At 72.3% G+C, this 23,358-nt stretch carries 17 protein-coding genes; 12 read left to right on the plus strand and 5 right to left on the minus strand.

What is annotated here, in order from left to right:
- Positions 1–24 precede the first annotated feature (24 nt).
- From AC3ET3_RS12785 to AC3ET3_RS12795, 3 genes are all read right to left on the minus strand, one after another.
- On the minus strand, positions 25–1,422 hold the full coding sequence (locus AC3ET3_RS12785) for a bifunctional transcriptional activator/DNA repair enzyme AdaA (protein ID WP_435612175.1): 1,398 nt from the start codon (positions 1,420–1,422) through the stop codon (positions 25–27).
- 83 nt (positions 1,423–1,505) lie between these two features.
- A complete protein-coding gene (gene rsgA / locus AC3ET3_RS12790) occupies positions 1,506–2,618 on the minus strand; it encodes a ribosome small subunit-dependent GTPase A (RefSeq protein WP_432136978.1) in 1,113 nt (370 codons plus the stop codon).
- A 238-nt stretch (positions 2,619–2,856) separates the two neighbouring features.
- Entirely contained in the window at positions 2,857–3,597 is a 741-nt protein-coding gene (locus tag AC3ET3_RS12795; RefSeq protein ID WP_435612136.1) for a GntR family transcriptional regulator, read from the minus strand.
- A gap of 214 nt (positions 3,598–3,811) precedes the next feature.
- Here AC3ET3_RS12795 and AC3ET3_RS12800 point away from each other — a divergent pair, with 214 nt between their 5' ends.
- The 5 genes from AC3ET3_RS12800 to AC3ET3_RS12820 are packed head-to-tail and all read left to right on the plus strand — an operon-like array spanning position 3,812 to position 9,295.
- The gene (locus AC3ET3_RS12800) at positions 3,812–4,969 is read left to right on the plus strand and encodes an ABC transporter substrate-binding protein (protein ID WP_432156255.1); all 1,158 of its coding nucleotides are present in this window, start codon (positions 3,812–3,814) and stop codon (positions 4,967–4,969) included.
- Positions 4,966–5,862: an ABC transporter permease gene (locus tag AC3ET3_RS12805; RefSeq protein ID WP_435612137.1), complete on the plus strand. Its 897-nt coding sequence runs from the start codon at positions 4,966–4,968 to the stop codon at positions 5,860–5,862. The genes AC3ET3_RS12800 and AC3ET3_RS12805 overlap by 4 nt, the downstream gene beginning before the upstream one ends.
- Positions 5,850–6,662, plus strand: a complete 813-nt coding sequence (locus tag AC3ET3_RS12810) for an ABC transporter permease (RefSeq protein ID WP_432136974.1) — start codon at positions 5,850–5,852, stop codon at positions 6,660–6,662. The genes AC3ET3_RS12805 and AC3ET3_RS12810 overlap by 13 nt, the downstream gene beginning before the upstream one ends.
- Positions 6,663–6,665: 3 nt before the next feature.
- The gene (locus tag AC3ET3_RS12815; protein ID WP_432136973.1) at positions 6,666–7,748 is read left to right on the plus strand and encodes an ABC transporter ATP-binding protein; all 1,083 of its coding nucleotides are present in this window, start codon (positions 6,666–6,668) and stop codon (positions 7,746–7,748) included.
- A 32-nt stretch (positions 7,749–7,780) separates the two neighbouring features.
- Entirely contained in the window at positions 7,781–9,295 is a 1,515-nt protein-coding gene (locus AC3ET3_RS12820; RefSeq protein ID WP_435612176.1) for an HAD-IA family hydrolase, read from the plus strand.
- Between the two features lies 1 nt (position 9,296).
- Here AC3ET3_RS12820 and AC3ET3_RS12825 read toward each other — a convergent pair whose 3' ends face one another.
- Both AC3ET3_RS12825 and AC3ET3_RS12830 read right to left on the minus strand, forming a co-directional pair.
- The gene (locus AC3ET3_RS12825; protein WP_435612138.1) at positions 9,297–10,799 is read right to left on the minus strand and encodes a cellulose binding domain-containing protein; all 1,503 of its coding nucleotides are present in this window, start codon (positions 10,797–10,799) and stop codon (positions 9,297–9,299) included.
- Positions 10,800–11,047: 248 nt separating this feature from the next.
- Entirely contained in the window at positions 11,048–12,370 is a 1,323-nt protein-coding gene (locus AC3ET3_RS12830) for a radical SAM protein (RefSeq protein WP_435612139.1), read from the minus strand.
- Positions 12,371–12,509: 139 nt separating this feature from the next.
- On the opposite strand from AC3ET3_RS12830, the gene AC3ET3_RS12835 reads away from it, so the two are divergent.
- The 7 genes from AC3ET3_RS12835 to AC3ET3_RS12865 all read left to right on the plus strand — a co-directional run bounded on the left by AC3ET3_RS12835 (position 12,510) and on the right by AC3ET3_RS12865 (position 23,231).
- Positions 12,510–13,754, plus strand: a complete 1,245-nt coding sequence (locus AC3ET3_RS12835; protein ID WP_432136970.1) for an FAD-binding protein — start codon at positions 12,510–12,512, stop codon at positions 13,752–13,754.
- Between the two features lie 112 nt (positions 13,755–13,866).
- Positions 13,867–15,111: an ROK family protein gene (locus tag AC3ET3_RS12840; RefSeq protein WP_432136969.1), complete on the plus strand. Its 1,245-nt coding sequence runs from the start codon at positions 13,867–13,869 to the stop codon at positions 15,109–15,111.
- Between the two features lie 18 nt (positions 15,112–15,129).
- Positions 15,130–16,983, plus strand: a complete 1,854-nt coding sequence (locus tag AC3ET3_RS12845; RefSeq protein WP_435612140.1) for a glycoside hydrolase — start codon at positions 15,130–15,132, stop codon at positions 16,981–16,983.
- Positions 16,984–17,214: 231 nt separating this feature from the next.
- Positions 17,215–18,477, plus strand: a complete 1,263-nt coding sequence (locus tag AC3ET3_RS12850) for an ABC transporter substrate-binding protein (protein ID WP_435612141.1) — start codon at positions 17,215–17,217, stop codon at positions 18,475–18,477.
- 21 nt (positions 18,478–18,498) lie between these two features.
- Positions 18,499–19,464 (plus strand): carbohydrate ABC transporter permease, encoded by a 966-nt coding sequence (locus tag AC3ET3_RS12855; RefSeq protein ID WP_432136966.1) that lies wholly within the window; start codon positions 18,499–18,501, stop codon positions 19,462–19,464.
- Entirely contained in the window at positions 19,461–20,345 is an 885-nt protein-coding gene (locus AC3ET3_RS12860; protein ID WP_432136965.1) for a carbohydrate ABC transporter permease, read from the plus strand. Before AC3ET3_RS12855 ends, AC3ET3_RS12860 begins: the two co-directional genes overlap by 4 nt.
- 12 nt (positions 20,346–20,357) lie before the next feature.
- Complete coding sequence (locus AC3ET3_RS12865) at positions 20,358–23,231, plus strand: glycoside hydrolase family 2 TIM barrel-domain containing protein (protein WP_432156263.1); 2,874 nt, start codon at positions 20,358–20,360, stop codon at positions 23,229–23,231.
- Positions 23,232–23,358: the final 127 nt, after the last annotated feature.

Here is a 23,358-nt window from a genome sequence, read left to right on the forward strand (position 1 = left end):
GTCGACGCCCCGGCACCGTGCCCGTCACCGCCCCGTGGCCGCGGCCCGCAGGTGGTGCAGGGCGTAGGTGCGCCACGGACGCCAGCTGTCGGGGACGTCCGTGCCGGGCGGGGCCACGTCCGGGTCGCCCAGCGCGCGGGCCCGGATCGCCGCGACCGTACGGCCGTCCAGGCCGGGCAGGGCGAGCAGCGCCCGGGCGGCGTCGTCGCGGTCGGCGCCCGGGTCCAGGCGCAGCGTGCCGTCGGCGAGCGCGGTCGTGAGGGCGCGCAGGGGGCCGTCGGGCTCGGCCTCGGTGAGGGCGGCGGGCTCGGGGAAGAGATGGGTGAGGCTGCCGCTGGGCGCGTCGAGCGACTTGCCGCAGGTGCGCACCAACCGCTCGGCACGGACCCGTCCCACCAGGGCGCGTACGGCGTACTCCTCGGCGTCGGCGGCGCCGGGCGCGCGCAGGCCGGGCCGGGCGGCGACGAGCGGGGCGAGCCGGGGGTCGGCGGCGAGCCGTTCGTCGACGGCGTACGGGTCGGCGTCCAGGTCGAGGAGCCGGCGCAGCCGCTGGACGGCGGTGGTGAGGTCACGGTGGTCGGTGAGGTGCAGCCGGGCGTCGAGCCAGCCGCCTTGGTGGGTGGCGGACCCGGCGGGTGTGCCGTCCGGGCGCTCGGTGACGGCGACGATGCCGGAGCCGTAGGGCAGCCGCAGCGTGCGCCGGTAGAGGCGCTCACCCGGTGCCCCGGTGACCTCCTCGACGCCGGCGACGGCCTCGTCCGCCAGCAGGTCGAAGACGGCGGCCGTGTGGTAGGGCCCGCGGTGGGCGAGCCGCAGCGGGAGGCCGGCGGCCGGGGTCGCCGTGCGCGGGGCGGGGCGGCCGGAGCGGGGTGCGGCGGCCCGTACGCGGGTCGGGGTGGCCGCGTACACCGCGCGGACGGTGTCGTTGAACTGGCGCACGCTGGCGAACCCGGACGCGAACGCGATCTCGGTGATCGGCAGGTCGGTGGTCTGCAGCAGCACCCGCGCGGTGTGCGCCCGCTGGGCCCGGGCCAGGGCGACCGGCCCGGCGCCCAGTTCGGCGGTCAGCTGCCGCTGGACCTGGCGGGCGCTGTAGCCGAGCCGGTCGGCGAGGCCGGCGACGCCCTCCCGGTCGACGACGCCGTCGGCGATGAGCCGCATGGCGCGCCCCACGACGTCCGCCCGTACGTTCCACTCGGCGGAGCCGGGCACCGCGTCGGGACGGCACCGCCGGCAGGCCCGGAACCCGGAGCCCTGCGCGGCGGCGGCCGTCGCGAAGAACCGCACGTTGCGCCGCAGGGGCGTCACGGCGGGGCAGCTCGGCCGGCAGTAGATGCCGGTCGTCCGCACGGCGAAGAAGAACTCCCCGTCGAACCGGGCGTCCCTGCTGCGGACGGCCTCGTACCTGGTGTCCTCGTCCATCACGGGTTCCAGTGTTCGCCAGGTGGCGGGGAACCGGCCAGCGGAAATCGGACATCGGGTGCCCGCCGGCCGGTGGCTCGCCGTCAGGCCCACCGGCCCCGCTTGGCCTCGGCGGCGGCCCGTCCGGCGGCGCCCTTGCGCTTCCAGTCCCGGCGGAGTTCCGAGCGGAGCCGCGCGTCGGTCTTGGCGGTGATCCACTGGTTCTCCCGCAGGAGCTTGCGGTAGCTCTCCAGGCGCCGGGCCGGCAGCTCGCCCGCGTCGATGGCGGAGCGGACCGCGCAGCCGGGCTCCGCGTCGTGCCCGCAGTCGTGGAACCGGCACCGCCGGGCCAGCTCCTCGATCTCGGCGAACACCTGCCCGACCCCGTCCCCGGCGTCCCAGAGGCCGACGCCGCGCAGTCCGGGGGTGTCGATGAGGACGCCGCCGCCGGGCAGCGCGAGCAGGTTGCGGGTGGTGGTGGTGTGCCGGCCCTTGCCGTCCATGTCGCGGGTGGCCCGCACGTCCATGACGTCGTCCCCGGCCAGGGTGTTGGCGAGGGTGGACTTGCCCGCGCCGGAGGTGCCGAGCAGGACGGTGGTGCCCCCGCCGAGCAGCGCGGTCAGCTCGTCGACGCCGTCGCCGTGCAGCGCGCTGACGGTGAGCACGGGCACCCCGGGCGCACTGGCCTCGACGTCCTGGACGAGATACGACAGCCCGACCGGGTCGGGCACCAGGTCGGCCTTGGTCAGCACGACGACGGGCTGGGCCCCGGACTCCCAGGCCAGCGCGAGGAACCGTTCGATCCGGCCGAGGTCGAGCTCGACGGCGAGCGAGACGGCGACGACGGCGTGGTCGACGTTGGCCGCGAGGATCTGCCCCTCGGACCGTTTGGAGGAGGTGGAGCGGACGAAGGCGGTGCGGCGGGGCAGCAGGGTGCGCACGTAGCGCGGGTCGCCGCCCTCGGGGTCGAGGGCGGCCCAGTCGCCGGTGCACACGACCTTCATGGGGTCGCGCGGTACGACGAACTCGGTGTCGGCCCGCACGGTGCCGTCCGGGGTGACCACGTCGCACTGCCCGCGGTCGACGCGGACGACGCGGCCGGGGACCAGCCCCTGCTCGGCGTACGGGGCGAACGCGGCGGCCCAGCCCTCGTCCCAGCCGTACGGGGACAGCGGGTGGGAGGAGGCCGGAAGAGAACGAGAAGAAGAGGAGGACAAGGGGAGACCCTTCACATGGGCGGCCCCCGGCGGCGCGCCGACGGGCGCGCGAAGGTGTGAGTGGTCAGCCGGAGACCGTGGAGGTGGAGTGGACGGACTTCTGGACGCGGGCAGCGCCCTTCGCAGCGACGGCCATCGGTCACACCTCCTGTTTCTCGCTTCTCGTCTCGGTCGAGGTCGGCGTCAGCCTAGAGGAGGCCGGCGCCCGTCCACCACCGTTTTTCCGGGGCCCCGCCGCTCACTCCGCCGTCTTGCGCGCGAGCGCGTTGTTCGCCGTGGAGTTGTGCACGCTGAAGCTGACCGCGTCCGAGCGGTAGCGGTCCTCGGACCACTCCACCGGGCGGCCCTCGTGTGTGGTGGTCACGCGGCGCACGCGCAGCAGCGGGCTGGTGCGGCGCACGCCGAGGAGTTCGGCGTCCTGGGCGCCGGCCGCGACCGCGTCGATGACGTGCTCGCCGTAGGCGAAGACCAACCCCGTCTCGTCGTAGAGGCGTTGGGTGACGGAGGGGCAGTCGGGTTCGAGGGCGGCCACGGCGTCCGCGATCCAGCCGGCGTACACGGTGCGCTCCAGCAGCACCGGCTCACCGTCCAGGCCGCGCACCCTCAGCACGTGCAACACCCTTGCTTGGGCGGGCAGTTGCAGGCGTACGGCGTCCTCGGTGGTCGCCGGGCGGTACTCCTGGGCGACCACCCGCCCGGTGGCCTCGCGGCCCATCGCGCGGGCCCACTGGGCGAAGCTGCGCAACTCGGCGAAGCTCTGGCTGCGGCGACTGGCGAGCACCACCCGGCGGGCGCCCTGGCGGGAGCCGATGATGCCCTCGGCGGTGAGGGCGGCGACAGCCTGGCGGACGGTGCCCCGGGACACTCCGTAGTGCGCGGCGAGGTCGGTCTCGGACGGCAGCCGGCTGCCGACGGCGTACTCCTCGCGGTCGATGGCGCGCCGCAGTTCGCCGGCGATCTCCTCGTGTCGCGCCGCCATGCTTCCCCTCTGAGTCGGTCGGTGTGCACAACGTGAGCAGCGTAGACCAGTTGCCGGGGCGGCGCGCACCTCCGTGATTGTGCAGAGAATCAGCGGTCAGGGTTCCGCCGTCGTTCACCGACCGGACATCCTCACCCGGCGTACTGAGGCCGACTTGTTCAGACAAGTTCTGCTGACAAGCCTCCCCGACCCTCCTGCGTCCCCTGGAGAAGCCGTGACCGTGTCCCTGCCGAGAACAGCCGTCCTGGGCGGCTCCCTCGCCGTCGTCGCCGCACTCGCCCTGAGCGCCTGCGGCGCCGCCCCCGACAACGCGTCCCCCACCGCCGGCGGCAAGAACGCCGCCACCGCGACCTCCGCCGCCGACTTCGGCGGCATGGACGCGCTGGTCGCGGCGGCGAAGAAGGAGGGCACGCTGCACGCCATGGCCCTCCCCCGCGACTGGGCGAACTACGGCGCCCTGATCGACGGGTTCGAGAAGAAGTACGGCATCAAGGTCGAGGTGGAGAACCCGGACGGCTCCAGCCAGGACGAGATCAACGCCGTCACCTCCCGCAAGGGCCAGGGCCGCGCCCCGGACGTCCTCGACGTCGGCTCCTCCTTCGCGCTCAGCGCCGCGCGGCAGAACCTGCTCGCGCCGTACCGGGTGGCCGGCTTCGCCGACATTCCCGAGGCGCAGAAGGACGCGCAGGGGCGCTGGTACAACGACTACGGCGGGTACGTATCGATCGGCTGCGACGCGGGGCGCGTCAAGGAGTGCCCGACCACCTTCGAGGACCTGCTGAAGCCGCGGTACAAGGGCCAGGTGGCGCTCAACGGCAACCCGACCAAGTCGGGCTCGGCGTACGCGGGCGTGTTCGCGGCAGCCCTGGCGAACGGCGGCTCCTTCGACGACATCCAGCCGGGCCTGGACTTCTTCTCACAGCTGAAGAAGAACGGCAACTACACGCCGGTGGAGTCGACTCCGGCGACCGTCGAGAAGGGTGAGACGCCGATCAGCATCGACTGGGACTACCTGAACGCCGGATACGCCGACGAGTTCGGGTCCAAGGGGCTGGACTGGCGCGTGGCGGTGCCGAGCGACGGCCGGTTCTCCCAGTACTACTCCCAGGCGATCAACAAGGACGCCCCGCACCCGGCTGCCGCCCGGCTGTGGGAGGAGTACCTGTACAGCGCCGAGGGCCAGAACCTGTGGCTGAAGGGGTACGCCCGGCCCGCGCTGATGGCGGCGATGGAGAAGGCCGGCACCATCGACGCGGCCGCCGCCGCCAGGCTGCCGAAGGTGTCCGGAACGCCCGCCTTCCCGACCGAGGCCCAGCAGCAGAAGGCCAAGGACGTGCTCGCGCAGGGCTGGGGGAAGGCCGTCTCCGGATGACCGCCACCCTCCCGAAGGCCGGTGCGCCTGCCGCCGCTCCCCCGAAGCGGCGGCGCCGCGCCCCCGGCTGGCTCGCCGTCGTCCCGCTCCTCGCGTTCACCGCGCTCTCGTTCGGTGTGCCGGCCGCCGCGATGGTCGACGGCGCCTTCACCGTCGAGGACCAGGCCACGGGTGTCACGTCGTACACCACGGGCAATCTGACCGCCTCGCTGCACGACGCCTATCTGACGGCCCTGCTCGGCAGCGTGGAACTGTCCGCCGTGTCCGCCGCCGTCGCCGTCGTGCTCGGGCTGCCGCTGGCGCAGGCGGTCGTCACCTCGCGTTCCAGGACGCTGCGCGAGGGTGTGCTCACCGCGTCCGGGGTGCTCGCCAACTTCGGCGGTGTGCCGCTGGCGTTCGCGTTCGTCGCCACGCTCGGCAACGCGGGGGTGCTGACCACACACCTCGGCCTGTCGGACAAGGGCTGGGACCTGTACAGCTTCTGGGGTCTGGTGGTCGTCTACCTCTACTTCCTGATCCCGCTGATGGTGCTCACCGTCACACCCGCTCTGGAGGGCCTGCGCGCGCAGTGGCGGGAGGCGGCCCACAACAACGGGGCGACCACCGCGCAGTACTGGAGGCATGTCGCCCTGCCGGTGCTCGCGCCGACACTGCTCGGCGGATTCGTGCTGCTCTTCGGCAGTGCCTTCGCCGCCTACGCCACCGCGGCCGCGATGGTGGGCAGTTCGGTGCCGCTGGTCACGCTGCAGATCGCCGACGCCATCTCCGGCAACGTCCAGGTGGGACAGGAGAACATGGCGCTCGCCCTCAGCCTCGACATGGTCCTGGTCGCCTGCCTGGTCATGGCCGTGTACCTGCCCCTGCAACGCCGGAGTGCCCGATGGCTCGCCTGACCCCGTGGCGCTGGGCCGTGTTCGGCCCGGCCGCCCTGTACTTCCTGCTGCCGCTGGCCGCGTCGGCCGTCTTCACGGTCGACGTGCCCGGTCAGGGCATCACCTTCGACGCCTACACGCGCATCCTCGGCGCCGACGGTTTCGCCGCCGGCCTGACGCTGTCGCTGGAGCTGGCCGCCGCCACCATCGCGTTGGTCCTGGTGCTGGTGGTGCCCGCCATGGTCGCGCTGCGGCTCGGTGCTCCCCGGCTGCGGCCGGTCGTGGAGGTGGTGTGCTCGCTGCCCCTGGTGGTGCCGCCGATCGCGTTCGTCGCGGGGTGGGTGACCGTGCTGCGGTGGGGTCCCGAACACCTCTCCCGCACGCCGCTGTTCCGGACGTTCGTGGCGATCCAGAACCCGAAGTTCCCGTTCGTGCTGGTCATGGCGTACGTCGTGATGGCACTGCCGTTCGTGTATCGGGCGCTGGACGCCGGGCTGCGCGCGATCGACGTGCGCGTCCTGGTGGAAGCCGCCCGCAGTTGCGGGGCGAACCGGTCGGCCGCGCTGGTGCGGGCGGTGCTGCCCAACCTGCGCGGCGCGCTGCTGAACGCCTCCTTCCTCACGCTGGCACTGGTGCTGGGCGAGTTCACGGTCGCCCAGTTGCTCGGTTACCAGCCGTTCGCGGTGTGGATCGTCACCGTCTCCGGCTCCCAGGCCCAGATGTCCGTCGCCGTCTCCGTGCTCAGCCTGCTCGTCACCTGGGCACTCCTCCTCGCGCTCGCCGCCGTCGGCGGACGCTCCCGTACCACCTCCCGGGGATGAAGCATGACCGTCACCGTTGTTGAACAGCAGGCCACCGCCGAACAGGCGGCGACCGTCGAATTCCGAGGGCTGCGCCGCGCGTTCGGCACGACCGTCGCGCTGGACGGTCTGGACCTGACCGTACGGCCGGGCGAGCTGCTCGCCCTGCTCGGCCCGTCCGGCTGCGGCAAGACCACCGCCCTGCGGATGCTGGCCGGGTTCGAGCACCCCGACTCCGGCTCGGTGCTGGTCGACGGCCAGGACGTCACCCGGGTCCCGGCCCACCGTCGCGACGCCGGGATGGTCTTCCAGTCGTACAGCCTCTTCCCGCACCTCAGCGTGGTCGACAACGTCGCCTTCGGACTGCGGATGCGCAAGGTCCGCACCACCGAACGACGGGCTCGGGCGGCCGAGCTGCTCGACCTGGTCGGGCTGGGCGACAAGGGTGAGCGGTTTCCGCACCAGTTGTCCGGCGGGCAGCAGCAGCGCGTCGCGCTCGCCCGGGCGCTCGCGCTGCGGCCCCGGGTGCTGCTGCTGGACGAGCCGCTGTCGGCGCTGGACGCCAAGGTGCGCCTGTCGCTGCGCGAGGAGATCCGCCGGCTCCAGCGGCAGTTGGACATCACCACCCTGTTCGTGACCCACGACCAGGAGGAGGCCCTGTCGACGGCTGACCGGGTCGCGGTGATGCGTGCCGGGCGGCTCGAACAGTGCGCCGAACCGGCCGAGTTGTACGGTCGTCCGGCCACCGCTTTCGTCGCGGAGTTCGTCGGCACGATGAGCCGGATCCCGGGTCGGCAGGCGGGGGGCGTGGTGGAGGTGCTGGGGCAGCGGCTGCCGGTCGACGGCGCGGCACCGGCCGGACGCGAGGTGGACGTGCTGGTGCGACCGGAGAACGTGCGGGTGCGGGCCGACCCGGACGGCACGGCATGTGTCGTGGCCACCGCGTTCCTCGGCGCCGTCGTCCGGGTCACCGCGCGGCTCGCCGACGGCACCGGGGTGAAGGCCGACCTGGCCGCGCACGAGGCCGCGGGGCTGGGGGCCGGGACCGCGGTCGAGGTGTCCCTGCCCGAGCGGCCCGTGCTGGTGGCCGACCGCGTGACCCGTTGAGGAAAGAGAACGACGTGACCCCCACCGATGATGTGACTCCCGAGAGCGACACGGGCCTTGGGAGCGAGGTGCCCCTCCCGCCCCGCGTCCCGCTCCAGGCAGTCCTGTTCGACATGGACGGCACGCTCGTCGACACCGAGCGGCTGTGGTGGGAGGCGGTCGAGCAGGTGGCCGGCCGGCCACTGACCGAGGCGGAGCGGCCGGAGGTGTTCGGCCGTGCGGTCGAGCACACGGCGCGATGGCTCGGCGCAGCCAGCGGCACGGCGGCCGACCCGGTCGCCGAACGGCTGCACCAGGCGTTCGCGGAGCGCGTGCGCGAGGGCGTCGTGCCCCGGCCGGGCGCCCTGGAGCTGCTCGACGCCCTGGTCCGGGACGGTGTGCCCACCGCGCTGGTGACCGCCTCCCCGCGGGCCGTCGCCGACCTCGTGCTGGACACCTTGGGCCGGGACCGCTTCGCCGTGTGCGTCACCGCCGACGACACCGGCCGCACCAAGCCCGCCCCGGACCCCTATCTGGCGGCCTGCCGGGCCCTCGGGGCGGATCCGGGCGCGTGTGTGGCCGTCGAGGACTCCCCGACCGGTGTCGGTTCGGCGGAGGCGGCCGGCTGCGCGGTCCTCGCCGTGCCGTCTCTGGCCCCGATCGGGGCGGCGCCGGGGCGGGTCGTGCGCGACAGCCTCGCCGGGGTCACCGTGGCGGATCTCAGATCGCTGCTGCCGACGGAACTGCGGGTGCTGAGCTGGAACCTGTGGCTCGGCGGCAGCCCGGTGGACGAGCACCGCGCCAAGCAGCTCAAGGCGATCACGGAGAGCGGCGCCGACGTGGTGGGGCTGCAGGAGACGGGCGGCACGGCCGCCGAGGAACTGGCCGAGGCCCTCGGCTGGCACCATCACCGGGCCGGCGAGAACCTCGGCATCCTCAGCCGCCGTCCGATCATCGCCCGCTTCGGCGACCCGGACGTCGGCTTCTACGGTGCGGCGGGCGCCCGGATCGCCCTCGGCCCGGACCGGGCGGCCGACGTCTGGACGGTCCACCTGCCCGCCTGGCCGTACGGCCCCTACCTGCGGGCCTTCGACGGGCTGCCGGAGGACGAGGTACTAGCCCGGGAGGGCGAACGGCTGACGATGATGCGCGACACGCTGCGCCGGATCGCCGAGGTGCGCCGGGAGTCCGTCCCGGTCGTCCTGGTCGGCGACTTCAACTGCCCCTCGCATCTGGACGGCTCCGGCATCGCGTGGCCGGTGACCCTGGCGGCCGAGGAGGCGGGGCTGCGGGACTCCTACCGGCAGGCCCACCCGGACTCGGTCGCCGAGCCCGGCCGCACGTGGTCGCCGGTGCACCCCCGGCACATGGACGGCGGCGGGCGCCCCGAGCCGCACGACCGTATCGACTTCGTCCTGCACGACGGCCGGGGCCTGCGGGTCGTCGACGCCCGTACGGTCGTCACCGGCACCCCGCGCCCCTGGCCCGACGTCTGCGGGAACGACTGGCCGTCGGACCACGCCGCGGTGCTCACCACGTTCGCGGTGACCGACGCGGCCGGTCGCTGATTCAGGACGCCGCGCAGGGCTGTCCGTTGAGGCTGAACGCGAACGGCTCGGAGTTGCTGTCCTGCCAGGAGGCGAGGAAGCCGAAGGAGAAGGAGCCGCCGGCGGCGACGGACCTGTTGTAGTCGGCGGCCGACGCGGTGACCCGGGTGCCGTTCTGGAAGAAGCCCGCGTCCCACATCTGCGTGACGCGCTGGCCGTCGCGGAAGGTCCAGGCGACCCGCCAGGAGTCGAGGGCGTCCTCGGTGGTGACGGTGACGGTGGCCTGGAACCCCTCGGGCCACTGGTTGACGAGGTGGTAGCGGGCCGAGCAGACCGGGTCCGCGACGGTGTCGCCGGTCCCGCCGGCGGCCGTGGGCGAGGAGGTGCCCTGGGGTTCGGGGTCGGGCCGGCCGGGCGCGGCGGCGGTGGACGGCGTGGTGGTGGCGGGGGTCGACCACCCCGGGGTGCGGGTGGCCGTGGGGTCCTGCGCGGTGGGCCCGTCCGTCGCGGGACCGGTCAGGGCGGGGCCGGGGCCGACCACGGGGGTGGTGTCGGCGGGGACGCCGGCGGCGGCGGTGTCGTCGGCGGAGCCGAACGGTATCAGGGACGCGGCGAGCGCCAGCAGCGACACCAGGACGGCGGCCGCGAGCAGCCCGTGGCGCAGTACCCGCGCCCGGCCGGCGTCCTCCCGGGCGGCCTCCGCGTCGGGGTCGGGTGTGTCGGTGCGGCCGGCGCCGAGACGGACCTCGGCGGCCCGGCGGCGGCGTTCCAGGTAGGCGAGGCCGCCCCAGCCGATGACGCCCTGGGCGAGCGCGGCGGGCAGGCCGCCGCCGTGCAGCCGCAGGCAGGCGGCGGCCTCCGCGCACTCCTGGCAGGTGGCGAGGTGGCGGGAGAGGTCCTCGGGCGTCTCGGCGGCCGGTGAGCGGGTGACGGCGTCCAGCAGCCTGATGTAGCTGCGGCACTCGGCGCCCATCGGCGCGTCGAGGTGGTTGCGGTGGCAGCGGTCCCGGAACAGGCCGCGTACCTGGTTGAGTTCCTCGGCCGCGGCGGCCGGGTCCAGTCCGAGCCGGCGGGCCACCGCGCGCAGCGGCAGCGCTTCCACCTCGGCGAGCCACAGCAGCGCCGCGTCGGGTTCCTGCATGTCGCGCAGGCCGCGCAGGGCGATGGGGCGGGTCGGCGGCGGGCCCGTGTAGCGGGCGGCGTGCGGGGAGTTGAGCCACAGCCGCAGCTCGGGGTCGAGTTTGTGGCCCTGTCCGGCGGCCTCCCAGTCGGCCGCGGTGGTGCGTACGGCGGTCAGCAGCAGGGGGATGCGGGGCAGGCGGGGTGAGCGGCGGCCGGTACCGCGCCGGGCCCCGTCCTCGGCGGCGCGTGCCTCGCGTATCCCGAGCGCGAAGGCCTCGCGGGCCAGTTGGTGGGCCGCGGTCGAGCCGGAGGTGCACAGGTCCGCGTAGGACAGAACGGCGTCCCAGCACTCGGTGAACAGCGCGGCCTCGGCGTCGTCCCTGGGGGTCGGCAGGTCGGGCATGGGTCTCCTGCATTTGAATGCGAGGTCAACTCACCATGTCGGCGATGGAGTTGGGGGGAACCTCGCGGCAGGGGCAGAGCTTTTCACGTTCTCTGCACAACTGACAAGCGGCCTGTTCGGATGTCAGCATCCACGGCCGGGACGGCGGTTGCCGTGCCGGCGAAGGGTCCGCGCCCGTACGCGCACCGGGTTCCGGTTCCGGCTCACGGTACGGACGCGGACGCCGTTTGTCTCGGTGTTCCCCGGGGTCACACCGTCGGCGTGGGCTCCAGGGCGGGCAGGCTGTCCATGAAGGAGCTGACGGAGAACACGGCGTGACCGGGACCGGGCGGGCCGTAGCCGGGGGGCGAGGAGAGGCCGAAGTCGTCCATCGTGGCGCGGTAGGCCTCCAGCAGCCGGATGTGGTACTCCAGCGGCGCACCCTGCGGGTTGGCCTTGCCGAGCGGGGTGGTGGGCTCGGGGCACCAGGTGGTGAAGCGCGGGGTGATGCCGTGCGACATGAAGAAGCGCAGGCCCTCCGTGGTGGAGGCGATGGCCTCGTCGACGGAGGTGAAGCCGAACGGCTCGGCCATCTCGACGCCCGCGACGAAGTTGGGGATGACGTTGCGCGCGCCGAAGACCTCGGCCGAGTCCAGGATCCGCCGGTGCCATTCGTCGCGGCCGACGTAGCGCTCCTTGCCGGGGCAGTACAGCTCGAACAGGCGGCGGTCCCACACCTCGTAGTTGGGGTGGTAGATCTGCACGCCGTAGTCCTTGAACCGCTGTACGTCGTCGCGCGGCAGGGCCTGGGCGACGACCTTGCCGATCCAGCGGCCGGGGAAGCGCTCCTCGATGGCCTTGGCGTAGTGGCCGTAGAAGTCGGCCTCGTCACGGCCGGCGACCGTCCTGGTGATGGCGCCGCCGGTGAGGGTGTAGGCGGTGGAGGTCTTCTGGGTGTCGTAGCGGTCGATGATCTCCAGCGCCTCCAGCACCTCCTCGACGTCCTTGACCCCGGTGTAGGGCCGGCCGGCGGCCTTGTGCTGTCGCCAGTTGTGGTTGATGTCGCAGTACTGGCACTCCTCCTTGGCGCCGAAGTACTGGCAGACCCGGAAGACGGTCAGATAGATGAGGTAGCCCCACTGGATGGTGGGGGCGACCTCCATGACGGACTTCCCGTTGGACAGCGTGTGCCGGTAGTACTCGGGCATCGGGGGCACGCCGACGTCGGCGATGCGCCGCCCGTCGAGATAGAGGCCGAGCAGTCCCGCGTCGTCGGCGGCCACCCGGTAGGGGGAGGCCGGGTTCACCCGCACGGAGACCACGGTGCGGCGCAGGTCGTACGGGCCGCCGGTGAGGATGATCTCCTCCGGCGGGCGGCGCAGCGCGGCCTCGCCCAGCTCGGGCAGGGTGCCGTGGTCGAAGGAGAAGATGAAGTACGACTTCGGCTTGACCTCGCCGCTCTCGTTGTCGCTCAGCGCGGAGGCGTCGAAGGCCACCCCGCCGCGCAGCAGGTCCTCCTTGAAGACGGCCTCCCGCGGCACATGCGGAAACCGCTCCATCAGATCCTCGACCAGCGCGGTACGGCTGCCCATCCGACTCTCCTCCCGGCTCAGGCGTACGACTCATCACGGTATGCCCCCGGGCCGGGGGACCGGCGAGGGGGGGCCCGGTGTCGAGGTACGTTCCTCGCGGGAACACTCGTGCGTCACATGTCTACGGGAGGGGCGACCCATGGCCGGGAGCGTGTCCAACTGGGCCGGCAACATCACCTACGCCGCCAAGGAGCTGCACCGTCCGCGCTCGGAGGCCGCCCTGCGCGCCGTGGTGGCGGGCGCCGACCGGGTGCGGGTGCTGGGCAGCGGGCACTCCTTCAACCGGATCGCCGAGCCGGGGCCGGGGGGCGTGCTGGTGGCGCTGGACGAGCTGCCGGCGCAGATCGACGTCGACGGCGCGGCCCGTACGGTGCGGGTGGGCGGCGGGGTGCGGTACGCCGAGCTGGCGCGCCGGGTGCACGCCCACGGGCTGGCGCTGGCGAACATGGCGTCGCTGCCGCACATCTCGGTGGCCGGCTCGGTGGCGACCGGGACGCACGGTTCGGGGGTCGGCAACGCTCCGCTCGCGGCCGCCGTACGGGAGGTGGAGATCGTCACGGCCGAGGGGGAGGTGGTGGCGGTCGGGCGGGGAGAGGAGCGGTTCGGCGCGGCGGTGACCTCGCTGGGCGCGCTGGGCGTGGTGACCGCGCTCACCCTGGATCTGGAGCCCGCCTACGAGGTGGAGCAGCATGTGTTCACGGAGCTTCCGGCGGCGGGGCTGGACTTCGAGGCGGTCGCGGGGGCGGCTTACAGCGTGAGCCTGTTCACCGACTGGCGGGAGCCGGGGTTCCGGCAGGTGTGGCTGAAGCGGCGCACCGACCAGCCGCTGCGGGACTTCCCGTGGGCGGTGCCCGCCACGGAGCGGCTGCACCCGGTGCCGGGGATGCCGGCGCGGAACTGCACGGAGCAGTTCGGGGTGGCGGGGCCGTGGCACGAGCGGCTGCCGCACTTCCGGGCGGACTTCACGCCGAGCAACGGGCGGGAGCTGCAGAGCGAGTACCTGATGGCGCGGTCGACGGCCGTCGACATGCTGGATGCGATCGGCGGGATCCGGGAGACGGTCGCCCCCGTGCTGCAGACCTGCGAGGTGCGTACCGTCGCCGCCGACGAGCAGTGGCTGAGCCCGGCCCACGGGCGGGACTCGGTCGCCGTGCACTTCACCTGGGTCGCTGACACGGAGGCCGTGCTGCCGGTCGTGCGGGAGCTGGAGGCGGTGCTGGCGCCGTTCGGGGCGCGGCCGCACTGGGGGAAGGTGTTCGAGATGCCGGCCGCGGTCGTCCGCGGGCTGTATGCACGATGCGACGATTACGCGGCGGTCGTCCGTGAGCTGGATCCGGCCGGCAAGTTCACCAACGCGTTCGTGGGCGGTCTGCTGGGTGACTGACTTTATAAAGCCCCTTTCCTAACCCCTTGTAGAAAGCTGCCGCACACCATAGCCTGGCGCGGCGCCGGAGCGATGCCGCCCGGCTCGGCATGGGAAGGGATGGGGCAGCCCGGTGAAGCGCACATCACGCGACATCCGCACCGCGAACCGCTACGAGGTGCTGCGCCAGATCATCGCCCGGTCACCCACCTCCCGGCAGGAGCTGGCGGCCGCCACCGGTCTCTCGCTGGCCACGGTCGCCACCCTCGTCGGGGAGCTGCTCGACCTGCGGATGATCACCGAGGTCGGGTTCGAGGACTCGGCCGGGGGCCGCCCGCGGGGCCTGGTCGCGGTCAACGCGGCGGGCGGCGCGCTCATCGGCGTCGACATCGCGGAGACGTACGTCCATGTCGAGCTGTTCGACCTGGCACTGAACGTCCTGGCCCGCGCCGAGGAGGACGTCAGCCCGGGCGAGAACCTGCCCGGGCAGGTGGTCGGCCATGTCGCCGCGGCCGTCGGCTCGGTGGTGGCGCAGGCCGGGGTCGAGGGTGCCCGGGTGCTGGGCGTCGGCGTGAGCGTGCCGGGCCAGGTGGACCGGGCGACGGGACGCGCGGAGTACGCGCCCAACTGGGACTGGCACGACGTGCCGCTGCTCGACCTGCTGACCGAGCACCTCGCCTATCCGCTGTACCTGGACAATCCGCTGCGCGCCAGCGCGGTGGCCGAGCTGTGGTTCGGGGCCGCCCGGGGTCGCGGTGACGCCGTGGTGGTCAACCTCGGGACCGGGGTGGGCGCCGGGCTGATCCTCGGCGGCGGGCTGCACCGGGGCGTCAGCAACAGCGCCGGCGAGTGGGGCCACACCACGATCGTGCTGGACGGCCGGCTGTGCCGGTGCGGCAAGCACGGCTGTGTGGAGGCGTACGTCGGCGCGTCCGGCATCATGCTGAGCCTGCGCGAGCTGAGCCCGGACAGCGCGCTGCTGTGCCCCGAGGACCAGACGGCCACCATCGCCGCGCTGGCGCGCGCTCTGCGCGAGCACGACCCGGTGGCGCGCAAGGTCGTCCGCGACACCGTGCGCTACCTGGGCGCGGGCATCGCCAACCTGGTCAACCTGTTCAACCCCGAGGTGATCGTCCTCAGCAGCTGGGTCGCCACCGCCCTGGGCGAACCCCTGCTCACCGAAGTGCGCGAGGCCGTCGCCCGGCACGCGCTGAAGCGGCCGCTGGCCGCCACCGAGATCGTCCTCTCCCCGATCCCCAGCGACCCGGTGTGCCTGGGCGCGGCGACGTTCGCGCTCGAAGGGGCTCTGCAGGCGGTCGGGCAGAGGGCAGCGCAGCGCACCACCCCCACGAGGAGCCGCACCGCACCGCCTTCATGACAGGGAAGGGACGCAGACTTGACGCGCACCACCGGAGCCACGCTCGCGACGGCCGCCGCACTGGCCGTCACCGCAACCCTGATGACGGCCCCGTCCGCCACCGCGACGACCACGACCACCACGCACGCCTCCGCGCCCGCGGCGGAGGTCTCCCCCCACGCCGCCCAGACCATCGACAACATCGGGGCCTCCGGCGCCTGGTGGGTCAACGACCTCGCCCGCTTCGACCCGAAGGTCCGGGCCCGGGTCGCGCGGCTCCTCTTCTCCAGGCAGGGGTTGCACCTGAGCTCGTACCGCTACAACATCGGCGGCGGGGGCACCGGCGTGACCTACGCGCCCCGCGCGCCCGAGGACTTCCTCGCCGAGGACGGGACGTACGACTGGAGCCGGGACAAGGCCGGCCGGACCTTCCTGTACTACGCCGCGCGGTACGGCGTGCGGGACCTGATCGGCTTCGTCAACAGCGCGCCCGCCGCGTGGAAGACCAACGGCAAGAGCTGCGGGGGCTACCTGAAGGCGGAGAACGAACAGGACTTCGCCCGGTACGTCGCCGACATCACCGACCACTTCGCCCGGCAGGGCGTCCGGCTGGACCACATCAGCCCCTTCAACGAGCCGACCAACAGCTTCGACGGCTGCGGTCAGGAGGGCATGCTGGTGCCGGTCGAGCAACGCGACGACATCGTCAGGGCGTTGGGCGCCGAGCAGGAACGGCGCGGACAGCGCACCGGCATCATCGCCGATGAGTCGACCAGCACGGTGAAGTTCAACGACGAGGTCCCGCGGTGGATCGACCAGCCGGGCACCGCACAGTACGTCGACCGGCTGGCGCACCACACGTACGACAACCCGGGTGACGCCGACCGGGCGAAGGTCCACGAGACCGCCAGGGCGGCCGGCATCGCCTCCTGGTCCACGGAGATCTGCTGCTTCGGCAAGGGCGGCACCGGCTGGGCGCAGGAGTACGACCCGACGATCGACGGCGGGCTGAACCTGTCCCGGATCATCTACAAGGACTTCGCGATCGCCCATGACTCGGCGTTCCAGTGGTGGGTGGCGCTGTCGGAGATGATCGGCAGCGACCCCCACTCGCGCAACGACCAGGGCTGGAACGACGGCCTGATCTACTACGACCCGGACTACGCGGCCAACGGCAACCAGACGCTGTACTTCACCAAGCGCTACTACGCGCTCGGCCAGTACAGCCGGTTCGTCCGGCCGGGCTCGGTCGCCCACGACGTGACGGGGCTGCCGGCCGGTGTCGAGGTCTCGGCGTACGACCGCGGCGGGCAGTGGGTGGCCGTGGTCAACAACCACAACTCGACCGACACGGCGCTGAACCTGCACTTCAACAGCAAGACGCCCCGGGCCGCGGTCCGGGCGGTGCGGACGTCCGCCGAGGAGAACTGGGCGCGGGTGGCCGAACCGTCGCTCGCGCGGGGCACTCTGTCGACGACGCTCGCGGCCCGCTCGGTCACCACGTTCGTCCTGGACCAGAAACGGCACAGCGCTCCGACGGCGTTGACCGGCGCGCTGGTCGGCGCGCAGTCCGGCAAGTGCCTCACCGCTGACGCCTCCGGGGCCGCCCTGGCGGGCTGTACGGGCGACGCGGCCCAGTCCTGGTCGTACGACGCGCGAGGTGCCCTGAAGGGCTCGCAGGGCTATCTGACGGCCGGGAGCGGCGGGTTGACGGCGACCGCCTCGTTCACCGGGGCCGCCGGGCAGCGATGGCTGCTCAACGGCAACGGGCAGATCGTCAGCGAGGCGTCGGGCAAGTGTCTCGACGTCAGCGGGCGGTCCACCGCCGACGGAGCCCGGGTGATCGTCTACAGCTGCACGGGTGGGGACAATCAGGCCTGGTCACGCGAGTGACGGCCTCCTGAGCCGGGGGCCGCCGGCCCCTCCCTGACCCGGCGGCCCTCTCCCCGCCCGGCCTCGCGGGTGTTCGTCATCCCGAACCGGACGCAACGTTTCGACCCGCCTTCGTCCAACCCCTTGCCGAAGCCTTAGCCGAAGGTTAACGTCCCGCACCGCAAGCCCCGTTCGAGCCACCCGGCGGTCAAGCCGTGGAGCCGCAGCCGTAATCGAGACAAGGACGTCAGCATGTCGGCAATGAGCAACAGCAACTGGTCCCGCCGATCACTGTTCCGGGCCGCCGCGGGCATGGCAGCCGCCGGCACGCTGGCCGCCTGCGGCGGCAACAACGGCCGCGGCGGGTCGGGTTCGGGCACGGGCCTGACCCAGTACTTCCACGCCTACGGAGAGGCCGGCACCGAGCAGGCGATCAAGAAGTACGCCAAGGCCTACCAGGGCGCCGACGTGACGACGCAGTGGATCACCGGTTCCAACTTCGAGAGCAAGCTGTTCGCGTCCCTGCTGACCGACCAGGCGCCGGACCTGTTCGAGTTCCACCCGCAGATCCAGCTCATCAAGAGCGGGCAGGTGGCGGACCTGACCGACCTCGTCACGCCGGTCAAGGACGACTTCAACCAGGCGGACATCGCCTCGCACACGGTGGACGGCAAGATCTACGGCGTCCGCATGATCGACGACCCGCAGTTCTTCTTCTACCGCAAGTCGATGCTGGAGAAGGCCGGCATACAGCCCCCACAGACCCTGGAGGAGCTGATGGAGGCCGCCGACAAGCTCACCACCAGCAAGGTCAAGGGCCTGTTCCTGGGCAACGACCTGCACGCCGTCATCCAGCCGCTGATCTACGCGGCCGGCGCCGACACCCTGAACGACAAGAACGAGATCGCCTACCACACGGACGGTGTCGTCCAGGGCCTGAAGACACTGCGCAAGATCTTCACCAGCGGCAACCTGCTGCTGGACGCCCCGGCCGACTTCTGGGACCCCTCCGCGCTCAACCAGGGCCTGTGCGCCATCCAGTGGTGCGGCATGTGGGCGATGCCGCAGTTCCAGCAGGCGCTCGGCGACGACCTCGGCATCATGCCGTTCCCGAAGGTCTCCGACGCGGGCAAGCCGGCCGTCTACAACGGCGGCTGGTCGATGTTCGTCAACGCCAAGAGCAAGAACGTCGACGCGGCCAAGGAGTACGTGAAGTGGCTGTGGATCGACCAGAAGCAGTACCAGGAGGACTGGGCCCTGTCCTACGGCTTCCACATCCCGCCACGCACCTCCATCGCGCAGAGCGCCGAGAAGCTGAAGTCGGGCCTGCCGGCCGAGGGCGTGCGGCTCTTCAACGAGTTCGGCCACTTCGACCGGATCGGCTGGACCCAGGCGATGATCACCGCGACCGAGGACGTCTTCGCCAACTGCGTCCGCAAGGGCGGTGACCCGGAGGCCGAACTCGACAAGTGCGACGCGAAGGTCGACGCCGAGCTGAAGAAGCTCTTCGGATAGGGCACCGGACGGACTGACGCGATGTCGACCACCACCAAGCTCGACCCGGCGCTCCCCGCCCCGGCCCAGGCCCCCCGGGCCCGGCCGCGGCGGGGGCTGCGGGGCAGCAGCACCTTCAACTTCTGGCTCTTCACCGGCCCGTTCCTCGCCGGCCTGCTGATCTTCGTCTACGTGCCCATCGGCTGGAGCCTCTGGCTGAGCTTCTTCGAGGCCCGGTTCACCGTCACGCCCAGCGAGTTCGTCGGTTTCGACAACTACCGGCAGATGCTGGGCAACGAGGACTTCATGGGCTCGCTGGTCACCTTCACCGTCTTCGCCGCGATCATCGTGCCCACCACCTGGGCGCTGTCGCTGGGACTGGCACTGCTGGTGAACCGGCTGCGGTTCATGCGGGCGTTCTTCCGGTCGGTGTTCTTCCTGCCGACGGCGTGCAGCTACGTCGCGGCCTCGCTGATCTGGAAGATGTCCCTCTTCAACGGGGTCCGCTTCGGCCTCGCCAACACCGTGCTCGGCTGGTTCGGCGTGGAGAACGTCGCCTGGCTCGCCAACCCCGACCCGCCGTGGTACTGGCTGGTCATCGTCACCGCCCGGCTCTGGCTGCAGTCCGGCTTCTACATGATCCTCTTCCTGGCCGCGCTGCAGAACATCCCGGGCGAGCTGTACGAGGCCGCCGCGATCGACGGCGCCAAGCCGGGCTGGCAGACGTTCCGGCACATCACACTGCCCCAGCTGCGCGCCACCTCGACGGCCGTGATCCTGCTGCTGCTCGTGGCCGCCTACCAGGCCTTCGACGAGTTCTTCAACCTGCTCAACCGCACCACCTGGGGCCGGCCGCCCCTGGTCGAGCTGTACTACACCGCCCTCGGCCAGGAGCAGGACTACGGGCGCGGCAGCGCGGGCGCCGTGATCCTCACCCTGCTGATCTGCGTAGTGACCCTGTTCCAGGGCCGGATCATGGGCTTCGGAAGGGGTGACGAGTCCAAGTGACGACGACCGCACCAGAGACCGACCGGGCGGCCGGCGGGCCGCGCGGCAACCGGCGCGGCGGGGTGATGGGCTCCACCGGCCTGTACGTCGCCACCGGCGTCGCCGCCGCGCTGTTCCTGGTCCCGTTCTATCTGCTGATCCGCAACTCGCTCTCCACCGACCCGGAGATCACCGGCGAGAACTGGAAGTTCTTCCCCACCGACATCCAGTGGGGGAACATCACCGAGCCGTTCGAGGACACCACGGTCGACTTCGGCCAGTCGATGGGGAACTCGCTGATCGTCGGCGTCCTGCACACGGTCGGCGTGCTGCTGGTCTGCTCGCTCGCCGGTTACGGCCTCGCCCGGATCCCCTACCGGCACGCCAACAAGATCTTCTACGCGGTGCTGGTGACCCTGATGGTCCCCGCGGCCGTCACCTTCGTGCCCAGCTTCGTGCTGGTGTCGTCGCTGGGCTGGGTGGACTCCTACCGGGGCCTGATCGTCCCCGGCCTGTTCAGCGGTTTCACCTGCTTCCTCTTCCGGCAGTACTTCCTGGGATTCCCCAGGGAGCTGGAGGAGGCGGCGCGCGTGGACGGACTCGGCTACTGGGGCGCGTACTGGCGGGTCGTCGTGCCCAACTCGCTGAACTTCTTCGCGGCCATCGCGACGATCACCTTCATCAACGGCTGGAACGCCTTCCTGTGGCCGCTGGTCATCGGGCAGGACCCCAGCGCCTGGACGGTGCAGGTGGCGCTGTCGTCGTACATGACCAACCAGACCGTCAACTACCACCTGATCTTCATGGCCACGGCCATTTCCATCCTGCCCCTGCTGTTCGTGTTCCTCTTCCTCCAGCGCTGGCTGGTGCAGGGGATCGCGCAGACCGGCATCAAGGGCTGACCTAGGAGACCGATGTCTTTCCGCACGACCACGGCCATCGATTACGTCGAGGACGTCTCCCCCGGCTCGGGAGCGCTGCCACCGCGCTCCTGGTACGCCTCCTCCGACGCCAAGTCGCTGTCGCTGAACGGCACCTGGCGGTTCAGACTGTCCCAGGCGGCGGACGCCGAGGACGACTCGTTCGCGGCGGACGGCCGGGAAAGCGGGGACTGGGCCGAGGTCGCCGTCCCGGGCCACTGGGTGCTGCAGGGGCACGGCTCCCCCATCTACACCAACCACCTCTACCCCTTCCCCGTCGACCCGCCCCGGGTGCCCACGGAGAACCCCACCGGCGACCACGTCCGCGTCTTCGACCTGCCCGCCGACTGGCCGGACCTCACCGACGGCGGTGCCGTGCTGCGCTTCGACGGCGTGGAGTCCTGCGCCCGCGTCTGGCTGAACGGCACGGACGTCGGCGAGTTCAAGGGCTCCCGGCTGCCGCACGAGTTCGCGGTCGGCCATCTGCTGAAGCCGGCCGGCAACGTCCTGGCGGTACGCGTCCACCAGTGGTCCGCAGGCTCCTACCTGGAGGACCAGGACCAGTGGTGGCTGCCCGGCATCTTCCGCGACGTGACACTGCTGCACCGCCCGGCGGGCTCGGCGCTCGACTTCTTCGTGCACGCGTCCTACGACCACACCACCGGTCAGGGCACGCTGCGGGTCGACTCCGACGTCGACGGCCGGGTGACCGTCCCGGATCTCGGCATCGACATCGCCACCGGCGAGGCCGCGACCGCCACCGTCCGGCCGTGGACGGCCGAGACGCCGAAGCTGTACGACGGCGTGCTCGCCACCGAGGGCGAACGGGTGCGGCTGCGCATCGGCTTCCGCACGGTCGCCCTGGAGGACGGCCTGATCAAGGTCAACGGCAGGCCGATCCTCTTCAAGGGGGTCAACCGGCACGAGTGGCACCCCGAGAAGGGCCGCGCGCTCGACCTGGCGACCATGCGCGAGGACGTGCTGCTGATGAAACGGCACAACGTCAACGCGGTCCGCACCTCGCACTACCCGCCGCACCCCGCCTTCCTCGACCTGTGCGACGAGTACGGCCTGTGGGTGATCGACGAGTGCGATCTGGAGACCCACGGCTTCGTCGAGCAGGACTGGCGGGACAACCCCGTCGACGACGACCGCTGGACGCCGGCGCTCCTGGACCGCGCCGCCCGCATGGTCGAGCGGGACAAGAACCACCCGTCGGTGATCGTCTGGTCGCTCGGCAACGAGGCCGGCACGGGCCGGGGCCTGACGGCGATGGCCGAGTGGATCCGCGGCCGCGACGCCTCCCGGCTGCTGCACTACGAGGGCGACCCCGACTGCCGGGACACGGACGTGTACTCGCGCATGTACGCCTCCCACGAGGAGGTCGAGCGGATCGGCCGCCGCCTGGACGGCGGCACCCACAAGCGGCGCGGACTGCCGTTCATCCTCTGCGAGTACGCGCACGCCATGGGCAACGGGCCCGGCGGGCTCGCCGACTACCAGCGGATCTTCGAGGCGCACGAGCGGCTGCAGGGCGCGTTCGTCTGGGAGTGGATCGACCACGGCATCGAGGACGACCGCCACGGCTTCGCCTACGGGGGCGACTTCGGCGAGGAACTGCACGACGGGAACTTCGTCTGCGACGGCCTGGTGTTCCCGGACCGGACGCCGTCGCCCGGTCTGGTCGAGTACAAGAAGGTGATCGAGCCGGTCGCGATCGAAGGCGACGGCCCCCGCGGCACGGTCCGCGTCACCAACAAGCAGGACTTCGCCGACCTGTCGGCGCTCCGCTTCGAGTGGGCGTTCCAGGTGGACGGGGAGACCGCGGAGTCGGGCGGTCTGTCCGTCCCGGTGCTGGCGGCGGGCGGGTCGGCCGAGGTGAAGCTGCCCGAGCCGCCGGCGGAGGTCCCGCCGGGCGCGGAGACGGCGTGGACGGTCCGGGCGGTGCTCGCCGAGGACACCGCGTGGGCCGGGCGCGGTCATGTGGTGGCGTGGGGCCGGCTGCCCGTCGCCGCACGCGCGGTGCCGTCGGTGGCGGCGACCGACGGGCCGGTCGTGGCGGACGGGGTGATCACGCTGGGCCCGGCCGCGTTCGACGCGCGCACCGGTGCCCTGCGGAGCATCGGGTCGGTGCCGGTGACCGGGCTGCGGCTGGACGTGTGGCGGGCGCCCACCGACAACGACGACGGCGCGCCCTGGCAGTCGGACGTCCGGCACGGGCTGCTGTGGCGCAAGCTCGGCCTGCACCGCATGCGGCACCGGCTCGACGCGGTCGAGACCGGCGACGACGCGCTGACGGTCCGCACCCGGGTGGCGCCCGCCGCCTGGGAGCTGGGTCTGTCGACCGTCTACCGCTGGACGTCGGACGGCAACCGGCTGCGGCTGACGGTGTCGGTGGCGCCGGAGGGCGACTGGACGGTGCCGCTGCCCCGGCTGGGCGTCCGGTTCGGTCTGCCGGGTTCGGCGGACGCGGTGCGGTGGTTCGGCGGCGGGCCCGGTGAGGCCTATCCGGACAGCAGGACGGCGTCGATGGTCGGCAGTTGGCGGTCGACCGTGGACGATCTGCAGACGCCGTACGTCCGTCCGCAGGAGAACGGCGCCCGCGCCGACGTGCGCTGGGCGGAGCTCGGCGGCCTGCGGGTGGAGGGCGATCCCGCGTTCTGGTTCACCGCCCGCCGCTGGACCACCGAGCAGTTGGACGCCGCCCGGCACCGCACGGACCTGGTGCCGGGGGAGACGGTGTGGGTCAACCTCGATCACGGCCAGCACGGCGTCGGCTCCCAGTCCTGCGGCCCCGGCCCGTTGCCGCGGTACTTCCTGACCGTCGCTCCCGCCGAGTTCTCGTTCGTCTTCTCCACGGCCGGCTGATCTCCGCTCCCCCTGTTCTCCTGTCCTCCAGGGCCTCCCCCCACGGGAAGGGCGGCGTACCGGGCCGTCGATCGGGCCGCCCGGTACGCCCGCCGGAGACAGACGCCGTATGCTGAGGTTGTTCTAC

The organism is Streptomyces sp. bgisy159 (assembly GCF_057707805.1).

Bases quoted from the DNA above. Each gene is read 5' to 3' on its own strand.
- AC3ET3_RS12785 (WP_435612175.1), bottom strand. From the start codon at position 1,422: ATGGACGAGGACACCAGGTACGAGGCCGTCCGCAGCAGGGACGCCCGG.
- AC3ET3_RS12795 (WP_435612136.1), bottom strand. From the start codon at position 3,597: ATGGCGGCGCGACACGAGGAGATCGCCGGCGAACTGCGGCGCGCCATC.
- AC3ET3_RS12805 (WP_435612137.1), top strand. From the start codon at position 4,966: ATGACCGCCACCCTCCCGAAGGCCGGTGCGCCTGCCGCCGCTCCCCCG.
- AC3ET3_RS12810 (WP_432136974.1), top strand. From the start codon at position 5,850: ATGGCTCGCCTGACCCCGTGGCGCTGGGCCGTGTTCGGCCCGGCCGCC.
- AC3ET3_RS12815 (WP_432136973.1), top strand. From the start codon at position 6,666: ATGACCGTCACCGTTGTTGAACAGCAGGCCACCGCCGAACAGGCGGCG.
- AC3ET3_RS12825 (WP_435612138.1), bottom strand. From the start codon at position 10,799: ATGCCCGACCTGCCGACCCCCAGGGACGACGCCGAGGCCGCGCTGTTC.
- AC3ET3_RS12830 (WP_435612139.1), bottom strand. From the start codon at position 12,370: ATGGGCAGCCGTACCGCGCTGGTCGAGGATCTGATGGAGCGGTTTCCG.
- AC3ET3_RS12835 (WP_432136970.1), top strand. From the start codon at position 12,510: ATGGCCGGGAGCGTGTCCAACTGGGCCGGCAACATCACCTACGCCGCC.
- AC3ET3_RS12850 (WP_435612141.1), top strand. From the start codon at position 17,215: ATGTCGGCAATGAGCAACAGCAACTGGTCCCGCCGATCACTGTTCCGG.
- AC3ET3_RS12855 (WP_432136966.1), top strand. From the start codon at position 18,499: ATGTCGACCACCACCAAGCTCGACCCGGCGCTCCCCGCCCCGGCCCAG.
- AC3ET3_RS12865 (WP_432156263.1), top strand. From the start codon at position 20,358: ATGTCTTTCCGCACGACCACGGCCATCGATTACGTCGAGGACGTCTCC.